Annotated in this window: 9 protein-coding genes; 4 read left to right on the top strand and 5 right to left on the bottom strand. The window is 67.5% G+C overall.

Annotation, left to right across the window (positions count from 1 at the left end; translation table 11 throughout):
* Positions 1–51: 51 nt before the first annotated feature.
* Positions 52–1,215: a two-component system sensor histidine kinase NtrB gene (locus VN11_RS09635; RefSeq protein ID WP_053449579.1), complete on the top strand. Its 1,164-nt coding sequence runs from the start codon at positions 52–54 to the stop codon at positions 1,213–1,215.
* Entirely contained in the window at positions 1,205–1,564 is a 360-nt protein-coding gene (locus VN11_RS09630) for a response regulator (protein WP_053449578.1), read from the top strand. Before VN11_RS09635 ends, VN11_RS09630 begins: the two co-directional genes overlap by 11 nt.
* A 66-nt stretch (positions 1,565–1,630) precedes the next feature.
* On the opposite strand, the gene VN11_RS09625 is transcribed toward VN11_RS09630, so the two are convergent.
* From VN11_RS09625 to VN11_RS09615, 3 genes are all read right to left on the bottom strand, one after another.
* Positions 1,631–5,320: a hypothetical protein gene (locus VN11_RS09625; protein ID WP_053449577.1), complete on the bottom strand. Its 3,690-nt coding sequence runs from the start codon at positions 5,318–5,320 to the stop codon at positions 1,631–1,633.
* Entirely contained in the window at positions 5,317–11,376 is a 6,060-nt protein-coding gene (locus VN11_RS09620; protein ID WP_238581870.1) for a CshA/CshB family fibrillar adhesin-related protein, read from the bottom strand. Before VN11_RS09620 ends, VN11_RS09625 begins: the two co-directional genes overlap by 4 nt.
* A gap of 453 nt (positions 11,377–11,829) precedes the next feature.
* Entirely contained in the window at positions 11,830–12,393 is a 564-nt protein-coding gene (locus VN11_RS09615) for a TetR/AcrR family transcriptional regulator (RefSeq protein ID WP_053449575.1), read from the bottom strand.
* Between the two features lie 168 nt (positions 12,394–12,561).
* Here VN11_RS09615 and VN11_RS09610 point away from each other — a divergent pair, with 168 nt between their 5' ends.
* Positions 12,562–13,392: a universal stress protein gene (locus VN11_RS09610; RefSeq protein ID WP_053449574.1), complete on the top strand. Its 831-nt coding sequence runs from the start codon at positions 12,562–12,564 to the stop codon at positions 13,390–13,392.
* On the opposite strand, the gene VN11_RS09605 is transcribed toward VN11_RS09610, so the two are convergent.
* Together VN11_RS09605 and VN11_RS09600 are read right to left on the bottom strand one after the other, a co-directional pair.
* Complete coding sequence (locus VN11_RS09605) at positions 13,340–14,233, bottom strand: helix-turn-helix domain-containing protein (RefSeq protein ID WP_080374999.1); 894 nt, start codon at positions 14,231–14,233, stop codon at positions 13,340–13,342. The two genes, VN11_RS09610 and VN11_RS09605, sit on opposite strands and share 53 nt — an antisense overlap.
* A gap of 97 nt (positions 14,234–14,330) precedes the next feature.
* On the bottom strand, positions 14,331–14,789 hold the full coding sequence (locus VN11_RS09600; protein WP_053449573.1) for a GNAT family N-acetyltransferase: 459 nt from the start codon (positions 14,787–14,789) through the stop codon (positions 14,331–14,333).
* 169 nt (positions 14,790–14,958) lie between these two features.
* Here VN11_RS09600 and VN11_RS09595 point away from each other — a divergent pair, with 169 nt between their 5' ends.
* The gene (locus tag VN11_RS09595; protein ID WP_053449572.1) at positions 14,959–15,849 is read left to right on the top strand and encodes a dihydrodipicolinate synthase family protein; all 891 of its coding nucleotides are present in this window, start codon (positions 14,959–14,961) and stop codon (positions 15,847–15,849) included.
* Positions 15,850–15,929 lie beyond the last annotated feature (80 nt).

The raw sequence follows: 15,929 nt of genomic DNA, 5'->3' as shown, positions 1-15,929 counted from the left end.
CACTTCAATGCCTAGCTTCACGTCCCTCACAGGGGTAACACTTATTTCCACGTGGACGCTGCAGCCTCTACGACGTCCGTACTGACGGACCCTTCCCGACAACTGCGACTGCTGATTGACAGCGTGCGCGATCATGCGCTGTACCTGCTTGATCCCGAAGGCATCGTCTGCAGCTGGAACCCGGGCGCCGAACGCATCAAGGGCTATTCAGCCAACGAAGTGGTGGGAACGCATTTCGGTCGTTTCTACCTGCCGGCCGAGCGCGATGCCGGTGAGCCGCAACGCCTGCTTCGCCTCGCGGCGCAGCACGGCCATGTCGCCAGCGAGGGCTGGCGGGTGCGCCATGACGGCTCTTCGTTCCGCGCCAGCGTGGTCATCGAACCGGTCATCGAGGGCGGCGAACTGCTCGGGTTCGTCAAGATCACCCGCGACATCACCGAGCAATGGCAGGCACAGCGCCTGCTGCGCGATGCCCAGCGTGCACTGCGCAACACCCAGCAGTTCGAGACGGTCGGCCGGCTCAGCCGTGGCCTGTCGCACGAGTTCAACAACCTGCTGACCACCATCGGCAACGCGCTGGACCTGCTGTCACTGCGCGTGAGCGGTGACGACATGCGCGCCGCCGAACTGCTCGATGCCGCCCAGGCCGCGACCGACCGCGGCGCCCTGCTGACCCGCCAGCTGCTGGCCTTCAGCACCGGCCAGACCCTGATCCGCGAGCCCTTGGACATGAACGCGCTGGTCCGGCAGTGGTTGCCGGATCTGCAGCGTGCCTGCCCACCCACGGTGACCCTGGACGCGCGCCTCACTCCGGGCCTGCCGCCGGTAAGCACCGATGCGCTGCAGCTGCAGACCGCGCTGGCCAACCTGGTGGCCAATGCGGTGGAGGCCACCGTCGATGGCGGCCGCATCCTGATCGGCACGGCACTGGAACACCGCCTCGACCCGGATGCGGACACCACGCTGCAACGCGGTTATGTCACCCTCAGCGTCTGCGATGAAGGCCACGGCATGGCCGCCGACATCGCCGAGCGGGCGACTGAGCCGTTCTTCACCACCAAGGACATCGGCAAGGGCAGCGGCCTGGGCCTGAGCCAGGTGTTCGGATTCACTACCCAGAGCGGCGGCTTCGTCGACGTGTCCACCACCCCCGGTGTTGGCACCACGGTCAGCCTGCTGCTCCCCGCAACAGAGGAAGCACCCGATGACCGATGACCCGATCCGCGTACTGATGGTGGAGGACCAGACCGATCTTCGCGAGATGATCGGCCTGGCCCTGCGCGACTTCGGCATCGAGGTGGCCACCACCGCCGATGGCCACGAGGCCGCGGAGCTGCTCAAGGGCGAAGCGCGCTTCGATGTGGTGTTCAGCGACGTCAGCATGCCCAACGGCATGTCCGGTATCGAGCTGAGCGAGCACGTGGCGCGCGAACAGCCGCAGGCACGGATGATCCTCTCGTCCGGCTACGCGCGCTCGCAGCTTCCGCCGCTGCCGGAGAAGGTCGAGTTCCTGCCCAAGCCCTACCGCCTGCGCCAGCTGGTGCAGCTGCTGAAGCAGGATTGAGAATCCGCCGGGCTTGGCCCGGCGTATCCGTTCCTGTAGCGCCGAGCCCACGCTCGGCAGCGGTGCTCAGTAACGCCCCACCAGGTTCAGGTACCACCCGCGATGGGTGTAGTCGAACCTGGTCAGGTCGTCGCTGAAATCGGTGAAGTTGTAGCCCACGCCGACGCGGAAATTACGCCCGATATCACGGTCGACACCGGCCAGCCAACCCTGCCGGGTACCGCCGTCGCGCACGTCCAGCAGGCGGTACTCCAACAGCCCATGCCACTGGTAGTACAGGTCGTAGCGCAGCTGGCCGGAGGCGAAGTTGGTGGCCGAGTCGAACCACGGACCGGTACCGCGCCCATAGCGCACTTCGCCTTCGCGGCGGGCCGCCTTCGCCGCCACTTCCCAGCGCTGGTCGATGCGATACACGCCCTCAAGTGACAGCACCTGGGTGCGCTGGTCGTAGTCGACACCATTGACCTGCCCCATCGTCGACAGGTCATACAGGTAGCTGTAACGGCCGAACAGTGCCCAGCGATCGTTGTCCCACGGGCGATAGGCGAAGCCGAGGTTGCCCTCGATGAAGCGCGCGCCCGCCACCGGATTGATCGCATCATCGGTGTCGGCGTAGTTGAAGCGCGCCGCGATCCGCCAGCTGTCGTTGAGGCGATGGCTCAGCCGGTTGGTGCTGACCCACTGCGTGCGCCGCTCCGCGCCGGTGTCGCGGCGCCACTCCAGCTTGCTCTGCCATTCGGTGCCCGGCGAGGTCCGCCCGCCGGACAGGCTCACCGCCTTGCGATCGACCTGCCCGGTGCTGGCGTCGAGCTTGCCATTGCTCAGCGTGAAGCCGGCATTCCAGCCCACCGCCGGATAGAAATCCATGCCGAAGGTGTGCGCCAACCCGGACTCCTGCCCGGATTTGAGGAACTGGCTTTCGTTGAACACATTGACCTGGTCGGACAACCGCCAGCGCTGGCCCAGCGTCCAGCCATCCTGCGCGTTGGGGCTGAACAGCGGGTCGTACTCGCTGCGGTCGGTCGACTGGGTGAATGCACCATAGAAGCTGTGCTGCGGGGTCAGCCGGTACTCGGCATTGACCTGCGCGGCCGTGCCGCGATCACCATCACTCACTTCGGCACCGACGGTGGACAGGTTGGCGAAGGTCCAGGTGCCGCCGGCCACCACCGCATCGTTGTCGGCATAGCGGCCATGGTCGTCGTCCACGGTCAGCTGGCCGCCACCGTACACATCCAGCGACGTACCGATGCGGTGGGTGTAGCGTGCTGCAGCCAACACGCCGGCCACGTTGCTGCCACTGCCGCGATCCTCCTGCACCCGGCGCAGCTCGGCCGACAGGCGATCGTTCTCGCCGATCCGCCATTCGGCGGTGGCCTGTGCCTGGATCAGCGATTGCGCACCACGACGTGCCTCGCTGTAGCGTGCGTACAGGCTGAAGTCGTCGGTCACATAGCCGAGCAGCTCGGCGCCCTGTTCGCGCACCCGCTGACCGGTATCGAAGCGCCCGACCGAATAGCCACCGTCCACCTGCCGCCACCAGGCACCCGCGCTCCAGTCGCGCTGGGTCCAGCCCAGCTCACGCAGGTTGACGCGTGCCTCGACAGCAGTCGCCTCGCCTTCGCGCGGCCCTTCCGGATTCAGGCGGCTGAAGCTGAGGCCGCCATTGTCGGAGAAGAACACCGGTGCACTGGTCGCCTCGCTGCGACTGTGTTCGACCTTCAGATAGGTGCCACGGCCGGCCTGCAACGTCAGGTCCGCGCCCTTCAGCGAATAGTCCTGGCCGGCGCGCTGCTCGTCCACATAGGTGGCACCCACCGCGACATGATCGCCAAACCAGTGCTTGCCACGCACGCCCGCGGTGATGTCATCACTGTCGAACCCGGTCGGCACCCACTCGTAATCCACGATCAGGCGCTGTTCGTAACCATCCAGCGGCACATCACGGCTGATCCGGCGCAGGTTCTCGCGGCTGACCTGCGCCAATGGCCGGGTCAGCAGGATGCGGCCCTGCAGGGCGTCGATCTCGTAGTCGGCACCGCGCACCATCGGTACACGCTGCTCCACGCGCCCGGTGGTGCGGTCACGGATTTCCAGCACCACCTGGTCCGAACCACTGAGGATGCTGGCGTGGCGCAGGTAGTACAGGCTGCCACCGGTACCGATGAACTCGCTGTGGCCAGGCGCGGTCTCGGCCTGCGAGCCGAACAGGCGCAGCTCGCTGCGCGCGTCGCCCCAGGCGTTGGCACCGCGCGAGCGCCACGACAGCGCCGCACCGTACAGCGAACGCACGTACTGCGCGTACTCGGTGCCGGTCAGCCCGGTGTTGTAGTTGCCCCACAACGCCTGGTTCTTGTCCCAGTCCATGCGCAGGTAGAAGCGCCCCATGCTGTCGACGTCGCGCTGGGTCAGCGAATCATCGCCGTAGGTCGGGTAATACAGGTCAGGATCGAGGCTGCGGAACAGGTCGCGCGGATCGGCCGTGGTAAAGCCGGTGAACAGCTCGTCCAGCGGGCGATTCTGGGTATCGGCCTGCGCGGTCAGCAGGTAGCGGCCACGGGTCTTGGCCTTCAGGTAGAAGGCCAGGCGCCCATCGCTGAGAACATCGTCGTTGCGCTCGCCACGGGCCAGGTCCTGCCCTGCCCCGCTGGCCTTGTTCTGGTACACGGTGATGTCGGCCAGGCCGACACCGAACAGGTACTGGCCACTGACATCGACCTGCAGCGTGCGCGCGATGGCCGGTGCATCCGGCCGCTCGACACGCACATCGAAGGCGTGGTGGCCGATCGGCATCAGGTACTCGGCGGCGAACTTGCGATCCTGGTCCAGTGGATAGCTGTCGCCGTTGATCTTCAACGAGGCACCCAGCGGCAGGTCGCGGCCACGCAGGCGCACCCGCGAGCCGTACACCGGAATGTTCTGCTGGCGCAGGCCATTGCTGTCGAACACCTGTTGCAGCAGCGACAGCGACGCCGCCTGGTTGGCATCGACGGCGGTACCGCGGCGATCTTCCAGCGCATCGCGCAGCTGTTGGTTGCCGCGCTCGAACTCCGCCGGAGTGACCAGCTGCATCGACTGCGCGGTGGTTTCATCGACATTGCCCTCGGCGTCGAACGCACGCAGCACGTAGACCAGGCGGTCACCGCGACGCAGCGGTGTCGATGCCGGCAGGGTGCCATCCCAGGTGCCCTGTGCAACGGCGGCCACCGGCAGTTCAAACGTCGCCAGCGGCGCGACCCGGTCGGAGTCGCTGCCGCGGTAGACACTGACTTCCAGGCGCTGGATGAAGGCGGTGTAGTTGCCGCGCACGTAGAACTCGACCGGACGCACGATGCGCCCCTCGTCGAAGGCCACCATGCCCGGCGCTGACACCGACAGTTCCGGCTGCCCCATCGTGGGGTCCTCGGTGGCCCAGATCGCGCCGCCTTCCGGCAGGCGGATCATGAACTCGCCACGCACGGTGGCCTTGCCCGGCTCATCGATGGCCACGCTGACCCGGCGATCCGGCTGCAACGCCTGCGAGCTGGAACGCGTGGACATTCCCTCGGTCACCGGCTCGTCGTAGCTGCGCGAGCGCAGGCTGAACAACAGTTCTCCCTCGGCATTGCACTGGGTGCCATCACACCGGATCGGCGCCGGATCGGCGGCGGGCGGGGCGGCTTGGGCGGTAGCGGCCAGGCCCAGCAGCAGCGCCTGGTACAGCGCGGCACGTGGCAGGCGGGCCGCACGACGGGCGGTAGAGTGATGCGCGCTCATCGGCGGGCCTCCTGTTGGCGGGCGGCCGCACGGGTAGCGGCGCTCTCCTCGTTGCGGACGCGCAGGCGCTGCTGCACGGCGGGGCTGAGCTGGCTGCGCAGCGCCTCGAACACGGCGCTGGCACGGCGCAGGCCCAGTGCCTGGTTGTAGGCATGGCTGCCGCGCACATCGGTGTGCCCGACCAGGCTGACCTGGCCACCGCCCATCTTCTCCAGGCGCGCGGCGATCGCCGCCAGCAACGGCTTGAACTCCTCACGCACGGTGGCCTTGTCAGTGTCGAACAGGACGTTGCCCAGCAACGCGCCATTCGCATCGACACCGGCCAGCAGCGAATGCGGGTCCTGCACATCGGTGCGCAGCTGCACGGTCAGGCCAGCGCGCGCGCCTTCGGCCACTTCGGCCTGCAGCGCATCGCGCACCACCGCGGCACGGGCGAAGGCCAGCGCCTGGCTTTCGCCATTGGCCGCGATCACCACATCACCGCCCTGGTAGCGGTTCACCACCTCGGCCATCTTCACCAGCACCGGGCGGTAGTCGGCACGCAGTTCACTGCTGCCCGGGGCAAACAGCACTTCGCCCAGAGCCAGCTCCATGCGCTCGGCCGGCGCCTGTGGCGACGGCGGCAGGCGCACGCCGAAGCTGAAGCGCGTCGGCACGCCCTGGGTCACCCGTCGCAGCAGCGGATTTTCGGTTGTCAGCTCCGCACCGGCCGGCACCGTGGCCGGGTCCAGCTTGATGATGAAGTTGCGGCCCAGGCGCGCATCACCGCCGTGGACGTCGGCCAGGTGATAGCGGCCGAACGGATCGGTCTCCACCAGCAGGCCCTCCACCGTGGCCAGGCGCACACCCGGGATGCCCTGCTCCTGGATGCCCTCGTTGCCGATCACGTAGGCCACTTCATAGCCCTCGGAAACGCGCGCGATCTCGCGGCGCACGGTCGGCTCGGCGGCGGTCAGGCCCTTGCCGGCCTCCCCACCGCGCTGCACGTCCGTGCCGCCCTGTGCGTCCATTCGCAGGCGGTGACCCTGCGCGCTTTCCAGCACGAAGTCATCGGTGAAAGCCAGTTCGCGCAAGCGCTGCCGCACCACCACCTGATGTGCCTCGGCGCTGTCGGACGTCGACGCGCGGCCGTGCACCGTGCCGATCTGCACGCCGTGCAGCAGCGGTGCGCTGGCATCGGCCAGCGGTTGCGGGCCATCGCCGCGATCCAGCGTGGTCGAGCCGGCCACATAGGCCGCCGCGGCGAAACCACCCTGCACGCGCACGCCGGTCAGCTCGGCACTATCCTGCCAACCGTCTCCATCGCGGTCATCGAACACGGTACCGAACACCAGGCTGTCTTCCAGCAGCGGGTCGGCATCCATCGCCACTTCGGCGGTGGCGATGTTCGACAGCGGGCTGCCATCATCGGCCGTCGCCACGGCCTGGTTCACGTGATTGCCACTGCGTACGCCAGCGCCGACGCGCAGCAGGTAGGTGATGGTCGCACTGCGGCCGACCGCGATATCCACCGCGCCGATGCGCAGCGGCGACTGGCTGCTGGCCAGCGAGAACGCGCCGTCATCGTCGGCCACGCGCATCGAACCGTCCACGTAGCTGAAGCCCGGCGGCGGCGTATCGACCACCACGCCATCGCGCCAGTGGCTGCTGCCCACGTTCTCGACCACCAGCTGGTAGCGCACCAGATCGCCCACCTTCACCCGGCGCGGGCTCGCGGTCTTGGCGATGCGCAGCGCGAAGTCGGACACCACCTTGTGGCGCGTCTCGCAGGTCGTGCACTCGGGCGGCGGCGAGCCATCCGGGTACTGCCCGCGCAGGCGGTTCAGCACTTCGGTACGCGCTTCCTGATTGACGATCGCCTGGTAGACCCATTCGTGGCGGCCAACCGCGGTTCCCGCCGGCAGCGTGCACACGATGTCCGTTCCCTGCTGCACGCATCCGGCCGGCAGGCTCTCGATGCTCAGTCCGGCATCGGGCGTGTCCACCAGCTGCAGCGGCTTGCGCAGGGACGCGCGCTCGACCGTGGCGACCAGGGTATAGCGCAGCCTGTCGCCAGGACGCACCTCGGTGCCACTGGCCGGGCCGGCCTGCTTCTCCAGCACCACGCGCGGTTCTGCAAGCGCGTGCTCGGTGCTGCAGTCGCCGCTGCAGGTGGGCGTGTCACCGCCGCTGCCCAGCACTGCATTGCGCACACTGCCACTGGCCTGTGCATTGACCAGCGCGCGATAACCCAGCGTGTAGGTGCCCGGCGCGGTGCCGGCCGGCAGCGAGCAGACCAGCGGATTGCTGGCGTTGCAGGTGAACGGTCCCGGCTGGGTGACCGACTGCAGGTCCAGGCCCACGCCCAGCGTGTCGGTCAGCACCAGCGTATCGGTGGTCTGCGAGTTGGCGACGGTCACTTCAACGCTGTAATCGACCGCATCGCCGACGCCAACCGGCGCGACGGTGGAGGACTGCTTGCGGTAGGTCACCACCGCTGCCAGCACCGGGGTGGTGGTGCTGCAGTTGCTCGTACAGGTATTGGTACCAGGACCGCCACCCAGCACTGCGTTGTTCACGCTGCCCTTGGCCTGCGCGTTCACCTTCGCGGTGTAGTCCACCGTATACGTGCCCGGCGCGGTCCCGGCCGGCAGCGTGCACACCAGCGGATTGGCGGCATTGCAGCTGAAGCCCTGGCTGGCGGTCACCGCGCCGAAGTCCAGGCCGGGGCCCATCGTATCGGTCAGGGTGAACACCGCCGTGGTGCGCGAGTGGCTGACGACGGCGGTCAACGTGTAGGCGATGCTGTCACCGACCTTGACCGGACCCGCCGCTGCCGAAGTCTTGCGATAGTCGATCTCACTGCCGGTGACCGGCGTGGTGGTATCGCAGTTGGCGGTACAGGAGGGATTGTCGCCGCCGCTGCCCAGCACGGCATTGGTGACCTGGCCGCTGGCCTGCGCGTTCACCACCGCGGTGTAGGACAGGCTGTAGCTGCCCGGCACGGTCCCCGCAGGCAGGGTGCAGACCAGCGGATTGGCCGCGTTGCAGCTGTAGGCGCCCGCACTGGTCACGGCGCCGAAGTCCAGGCCCGTACCCAGGGTGTCGGTCAGGGTCACCACATCGGTGGTGCGCGAGTTGGTCACCACCGTGGTCAGCGTGTAGGTCAGGCGATCGCCCACCGAGACCGGGCCGGTGCCGCTCACCGACTTGGCATAGCTCACGCCGGGTGCCGCCACCGGGGTGGTGGTGTCACAGTTGGCACTGCACGACGGATTGTCGGTGCCGCTGCCAAGCACGGCGTTGCGGACACTGACGCTGGCCTGCGCATTGACGGTGGCGCGGTAGGTCAGGCTGTAGGTGCCCGGCACGGTGCCAGCCGGCAGCGTGCACACCAGTGGCTGGGTGCCATTGCAGGTGAAGATGCCGGCGCTGCTGACGCCGCCGAAGTCCAGGCCACTGCCCAGGGTATCGGTCAAGGTGACCACGCCCGTGGTGCGCGCACGCGTGACGGTCGCACTCAGCGTGTAGTCGATGACGTCGCCGATCCGCACCGGACCACCGGTGGACGCCTGCTTGGCATACACCACCAGCGCGCTGGCCATCGGCGTGGTGGTATCGCAGCTGCCCACGCAGGAGGGATTGTCGGTGCCGCTGGGCACCACCGCGTTGCGCACCTGGCCGCTGGCCTGTGCATTGACGATGCCGGTATAGGAGAACGCATAGCTGCCCGGAACGGTACCCGCCGGCAGCGTGCAGACCAGGGGATTGCCCGGCGCGCAGCTGAAAGCACCTGCGCTGGTGATGCCACCGAAATCCAGGCCAGCGCCCAGCGTATCGGTCAGCGTGGTCACCGCGCGGGTACGCGCGTCAGCCACCACGACCGTCACGGTATAGGCCACCGCATCACCGATCGCGACCGGGCCGGCGGTGCCACTGGCCTTGGACACCGAGATCCTCGGCGCGGCCACGGGCGTGGTGGTGGTGCAGTTGCTGCTGCAGGTGGGGGTATCGGTGCCGGTGCCGACCACGGTGTTGACCACCTGGCCGCTGGCCTGCGCATTGACGGTGGCCGTATAGCTCACGCTGTAGGTGCCAGGCACGGTACCGGCCGGCAGCGTGCACACCAGAGGATTGGCCGCGTTGCAGGTGAACGCACCGGCGTTGCTGACACTGGCGAAATCCAGGCCGGTGCCCAGGGTATCGGTCAGCGTCAGCACGTCGCGGGTGTTGCCATCGGCCACGGTGACATCGACGGTGTAGCTCACCGTCGTGCCCACCGCGACCGGGCCGGCCGTGTTGGAGCGCTTGGCATAGCCCACACGCGTCACCGGCACGGTCACATCGCTGCGCGTGCAGTGGTCGGCATCGGTGCAGCTGGCGCCCGGTGCGGGCGCATTGCCGCTGTTGAAGGGGTCGTAGCCACCGCCGACACTGGCGTGATTGGTCAGAACGCCGGTCGCCGCTGCAGTGACGGTCACCGGCAGGGTGAACACCGAACTGGACCCGGCGCTGCCTGCCGCTGCAAGGACCTGAGTGCTGGTGCAGGTGACGTCCTGGCCGCTGGCGGTGCAGCTCCAGTTGCCACTGACATGCGTGCCGCTCCAGTTCGGCGCGATACCGGCCGGCAGCTGGTCACGCACGGTGATCGTGCCCGCCGCCACATTCGGCGGATTGCCGGTGGGCACGTCGCTGGTGTTGCTCACCGTCAGCGTGTACTCGGTGCCGGCCTGGCCATAGTTCCAGACGCCGCCGGTGGCATTATTGCTCTTCACCACCTTCAGCGACGGCGCGGTGATGGTGATCCGGTGGTCCTCAACCTCGCCGTCGTCGGCCACGCCGGTCGGGTTCTGGATCTGGACCGCGTTGGTGGAGTAGCGCAGGCGCACGTAACTGGTACCCGCCAGTACCTGGGCGGGCACGGTCCAGGTCAGGTTCGCCTGGCCACCACTACAGGCCGCGATACCGCTGCGCTCGTTGGCATCGAACACGCCATTGCGGTTGAAGTCGATCCAGCCGGCCACGCTGCCATTGCCCACGCAGGCGACCGGTTGGTTGATCTGGGTACCGGCCTGCATCACCGTCAGGCGGTAGCTGGTCGGCCAGGCATCCTCTTCGCGGCTTCCCACCTGCGGGAAGTTGTCATCGCCCAGCGCATCCAGGCTGTAGCTGCTGCGCTGCTCGGTATCCGGGCCGAGGCTGCCGAGGAAGTCGGTCAACGGCGGCGCCAGACCGCCCGGCGTGTAGCCTGCGGTGTTGATGTTGAAGTTGCTGGCTCCCTGCGGGATGCCGTCGGAACGGAACTGCAGATCGTCCACCACGTGCATGGCATCGCCATAGCTCTGCGGCGCGTCGCCGAAGTCGGCGTAGGGCACCAGCAGGCCGATCGCGATCGCGGTGGTGCCGCCGCCGCGCATCGAGAAGCCCATGTTCACTGCCAGGTTGCCCGGCGCGTGTGCGGCGTTGTCAAAACTGAGGAAGGTGACCGCGGCCGTGTTGTCGTCGTTGCCGGGGCCGAAGCGGATGACCTGATTGGCACCGCTGGTCGACTTGTTGACCAGGTATGGCGTGGCGTTGGACAGGTTCTTGCGGACCTCGACCACGTTCCACGTGCCCTGCGCGCTGGCCTCGACGAACTCGCCGCTGTTGTTGATCGACTCGGCGTCGGCCATCACCACGCCGCGCAGGCGGTACGGGGCGCCGCCCAAGGTCGAGGTGCAGGTGATGCTGAAGCTGGAGGTGCCGCTGGCACGTGCGATACCGGCGATCAGCTGGTTGGCCGTGCCGGTACCGCCGATGTTGTACAGGTCGTCAAGGCTGTCACCACCGAAGTTGCCGGGGCGATAGCTGCGCAGCACATTGGTCTCGGCCGTGTTCAAACGGCAATCAACGCGCAGGTTCACCCCGGCCGCGACCGGCATGTCGATGGACGACATCGCGCCATCATTGAGTGCGACGTTGTTCACGCCATTGGCACCGCCGCCCCAGGTCAGCCACAGCACGGTGTTGCGGTACGGGCTGCTGCCGCCAGTGGCGTAGGCGGCGGCCCAGGCCAGCGACGGCATCGTCAGCGACAACAGGGCCAGCAGGCCGGCCCTCAGCCATCCGCTGGATCGCCCTGCCCGGGCACGTTTTTTGGGATGAACGCATCCACCGCCCGCGCTTTCGCGCGACGTCGTCGACTGCCACATGGTTGATTTCCCCGTCGTCGACCCTTGCCGGGCCGAAGGTCAGTGGGTGACCAGCAACGAATTCCCCGGTACGGCGGTACACATGACTGCGTGTTCCGCCGGGTCCGTGGCGATCAGCTTCGTCCCTTGTCCCCGGTTGGTCAGGCACATATAACTGTGACGACCATAACATATTGCAAACAATTATGTGATGAAGATCACATTCACATTTGCAGAGTCTGGCGTCAGCTCCACGCGTCCAGTTATAGCGGGCACACAGGTTGGGGCCGGGCACGATTCCGGCAGCCGCCGCCTACTTTCCGGCAAAACAGCACGCAGATTCGGCAGCGGTGTGGGGCGTCAGGGCTGCTTCGCGCCCTGCAGGAAGGACGCCAGCAGCGTCGATGCCGCCATCGCCGGCGCCAACCGGCCCCGTGCCAGCGACCAGGTGATGCCGTAGAAGCAGGTCCAGTAGAAGTCGGCCAGCCACACGGCGGTGAATCCGAGATTGAACACGCCGGCTTTCTGGCCGCGCAGGAAGAAGACCTCGAAACGCTCCCCAATCGGCGCCCAGCGCCCGGGCAGCAGATGCAGATCGCCCTGGCGCTGCTGCTCTTCCATCATGCGCGCGAACAGCAGCGTCACCAGCTCCCAATCGGCCAGCAACACCTCGGTCACGCGTTCCAGCACCTGCATCGCGTCGGCATCCGCGTCGAACCAGGTGGCCGCCGCCTCCAGCCGTTCAAACCCCGCCGCAAACAACGCCTCGTCGATCGCTTCGCGGGTGGGCGCGAACCGGTACAGCGTCGCCCGGCTGATACCGGCACCGCTGGCCAGTTCGCTGAGCGTGCAGCGCGGGTGGCTGACCAGCGTGGCTGCGAGGGCATGGTGCAGGTCGCGGCGGGAACGTGCGGCAGGACGCATGGAGGCACCGGATTCGGGATGCCCTCACGCTAGCATGAATCATCAATTAATGAACTGAATCACAGATGATTCATCCGAATCAGGAGTGCGCTAAAAATGGCGTGCGTCCGGTGCACCCGGGTCGGTGCACGCAGGGATCGCGTCACAGGCATCGAAGGAGACAACGCCATGCTGCATCCGCTACGCGACATTGCCGTGCTCTTCGATGCCAGCGACACCGGGCACCGGGTCCTGAACATCGCCGCCCGGCTGGCGCAGGTCCAGCAGTCCCACCTGATCGCGGTCTCCACCGCCCAGCACCCCAGCGACATCGCCAGCGGCTTCGCCCGGGGTGCCGGCATTGCCGCTGCACTCGACCATGAAGCACGTGCCGATGCCGCCTGCACCGCGCAGCTGATGCAGAACCTGCGCGCCGCCGCCGAGCCGCTGCGGATCAGCACCGAGCTGCGCATCGTTTCAGACTATCTGGGCGGCGCTGATCTCTCCCTGCAATCTCTGTACTGCGACCTGATCATCGCCGGCTATCCACACACGCCGGGGGCGCCCAGCGGCTGGCACCCCCTCGGCACGCTACGCCAGACCGGTGTGCCGATGCTGCTGGTGCCGCCGCACTGGCGCGGCGAACAGGTCGGCCAGCGCATCGTGGTCGCCTGGAATGCCAGCAAGCAGGCACGCCGCGCGGTGGCCGATGCGCTTCCCCTGCTCGCCCGCGCGCAGGCCGTGCACCTGCTGATGGTCGACACCCCCAAGGCAGAGGCCGCACCGGGCGCGGAAATGGCCCAGCACCTGGCCCGGCATGGTGTCGAGGTCGAGATCCAGGCGATCAGTTCCTCGCAGGGTGGCGTTGCCGCAACCATCCGCCAGCATGTCCTCGATGCCGAAGCGGACCTGCTGGTGCTGGGCCCCTACAGCCGCAGCCGGGTGGTGGAACGCGTGCTCGGCGGGGTCACAGAGAACCTGCTGGCCGAGGTTCCGGCACCGCTGTTCGTATCCCACTAGCGAGGCCCTGCCCCGCGCGGCGGTAGGCGGTCAACGATTGCCCGGCATGCCGCCGGAAATAGCGGCACAGGTAGGACGCATCCTCGAAGCACAGGCGCTCGGCAATGCGTCCGATCGGCAGCTCGCTGTAGCTCAACCATGCCTTGATCTGCAGCATTACCTGACGGTCGATCAACGCCTTCGGCGTCTGGCCGAAGCACTCGCGGGTCAGCTGTGACAGATAGAACGGGGTGATGCACAGCGCCTCGGCGTAGGACTGCACGTCACGCTGGCGCGTGCTGCGCTGGCCGACCAGCTCCCAGAAGTTCCAGGCCAGGCGCTCACGCCGGCTGAGCTGCGCTGTGGGCGCGCCCTTCGCCGGCAGCAGCGTGGCGAATTTGAGAAAGAAGGTCTGCAGCAGAGTGCGCAGCATCACATGCCGATACCGGCCGCCGGTGTGGTGTGCATCCATCAGCTGCTGCAGCCAGCCCAGCAGCAACGGCACCTCCAGCGGTGACGGCGTGCAATGGGGCTGCTGGTGCAGGAATTTGAACAGCGCGTTGGGCAGCACATAGCCCACTTCGGACGCCAGCGCCTTCGGCATCAGGCAGACGACCGCCAGGAAGCCGCGCGACCGCTGCCGCAACAGCGCCAGCGTGTCCTCGGCCAGCACCAGCACGTCGTGCCGCTGCACTGCCACCTCACGGAAGTTAAAGGCGAAGCGCGCACGCCCCGACACGCAGACCAGCACCGCCAGGCAGGCGTGCCCGAACGACAGCGGGACGCCCTGGCCCTCGGCCAGCGTGCTGACCTCCAGGCGCATGGATTCGTCCTGATCCAGAAGCTGGGGTACGCGGTCCACGAACCGATCCGGCTGGATTCCGGAGCCCAGCATACGGGGCCCGGTCAGCCTGTTGTGAAAAGTGCCGAAGGCATCAAGGCCCGTCACCCGGCGCCCGTCATCCGCCAGCGCGCTGCATGAACAGCAAGTCGGGCGTCGAGGCATCGTCCACGGGCCGGAATCCGAGGTCGCGATACAGCGCCACCGCCGCGGCATTGTCCCGATAGACCCGCAGGGTCAGGCGCTGTACGCCCGGTGATTGCAGGGCCTCGGCGATCATCAGCTGCATCAGCACGCGCCCCAGCCCGCGCCCCCGCGCCTGCGGCGAAACGATGATCCGGCCCAGATGGGCGGTGCCGGGTTCGCTCAACCAGTACTGGCCGAAGCCTACGCAATCGCCCTGCTCGTCCAGCAGCACCCGCCCCGGGCGAGTGCCCAGCCCAAGCACCTGCGCGAACGCTCCGGCCGGCACAGGGAATGCGACACCCGGGCCGGCCCAGCGCTGCGTGGCTGCGGCCGAATCCAGCCAACGGGCGATGCGCGCGTAGTGCGAAGGCTGGACCGGCTGCAGTTGCATGGGCAGGACGATGCGGACGTGACGTGGGCATCCATTGTGGGCGTCCTGGAACGCGCAGTCACGCCACGCCGCAGCGCTTGAATTTTGTCCTAGGACAATAAACAATTCCGGGCGTCCACACGCCTGCCGCCCAACGGCAGCCTGTCTCTTTCTCACTCCCGGGTATCCCATGTTCAGAGGCCTCAGCGCGTTTCCGCTTACTCCGCTCAGTGGAGATGACATCGACACACGCGCTTTTACCGCATTGGTCGAGCGCCTGGCCGCATCCGGGGTGGATTCGATGGGCATTCTTGGCTCCACCGGCAGCTATGCCTATCTGGAGAAAGCCGAGCGCAAGCGCGTGCTGCGCCAGGCCCTCGCCCATGCCGTCGGCATACCGGTGATCGTCGGCGTCGGCGCCCTGCGCACCCGCGACGTGCTGGAACTGGCCAGGGATGCGGAAGATGCCGGCGCTGCCGGCCTGCTGCTGGCGCCGGTGTCCTACCAGCCGCTGAAGGAGCACGAGGTCTACACACTCTTCGAATCGGTGAGCATGGCAGTGCGCACCCCGATCTGCGTCTACGACAATCCCGGCACCACCCGCTTCCAGTTCTCCGATGAACTGCATGGGCGGATCGCCGCACTGCCCAATATCGGCTCGATCAAGATCCCCCGCCTCTCCGACAATCCGGTCGAAGCCGCGGCAAGGGTCGCAACGTTGCGCGCCCACATTCCTGCGCACGTCACGCTGGGGATCAGTGGTGACGCCGCCGCCGTGCGCGGACTGGCCGCAGGCTGTGATGGCTGGTACTCGGTGATCGCTGGCCTGTTCCCCGAAGTGGCGCTGCGCATCACCCACGCTGCGCGCAGCGGTGACATGCCCACCGCTGAGGCGGCATCCGCGCGGTTGGCACCGCTCTGGGCGCTGTACGATCGCTTCGGCGGCATCCGCGTGATGGCATGCGCTGCCGCGCTGATGGGCCTGTGTAGTGACGACTGCCTGCCGCGGCCGCTGCTTGGGCTGCAGGGCAATGACCGGGCGCAGGTGGCCGAAGTGCTGGAAGGCCTGGGGCTGCGCTAGACGCAGAAAGCGAGTGCGAAAGCAGCCGTGCAGGTGGTCACGCCGGCCCGATTCGAATGGGCGACCTCGCTCTTTAGAAG

The sequence above is a fragment of the Stenotrophomonas maltophilia genome (assembly GCF_001274595.1).
GTDB classification, from domain to species: domain Bacteria; phylum Pseudomonadota; class Gammaproteobacteria; order Xanthomonadales; family Xanthomonadaceae; genus Stenotrophomonas; species Stenotrophomonas forensis.
This window is presented reverse-complemented; position numbering and strand designations above follow the sequence as displayed.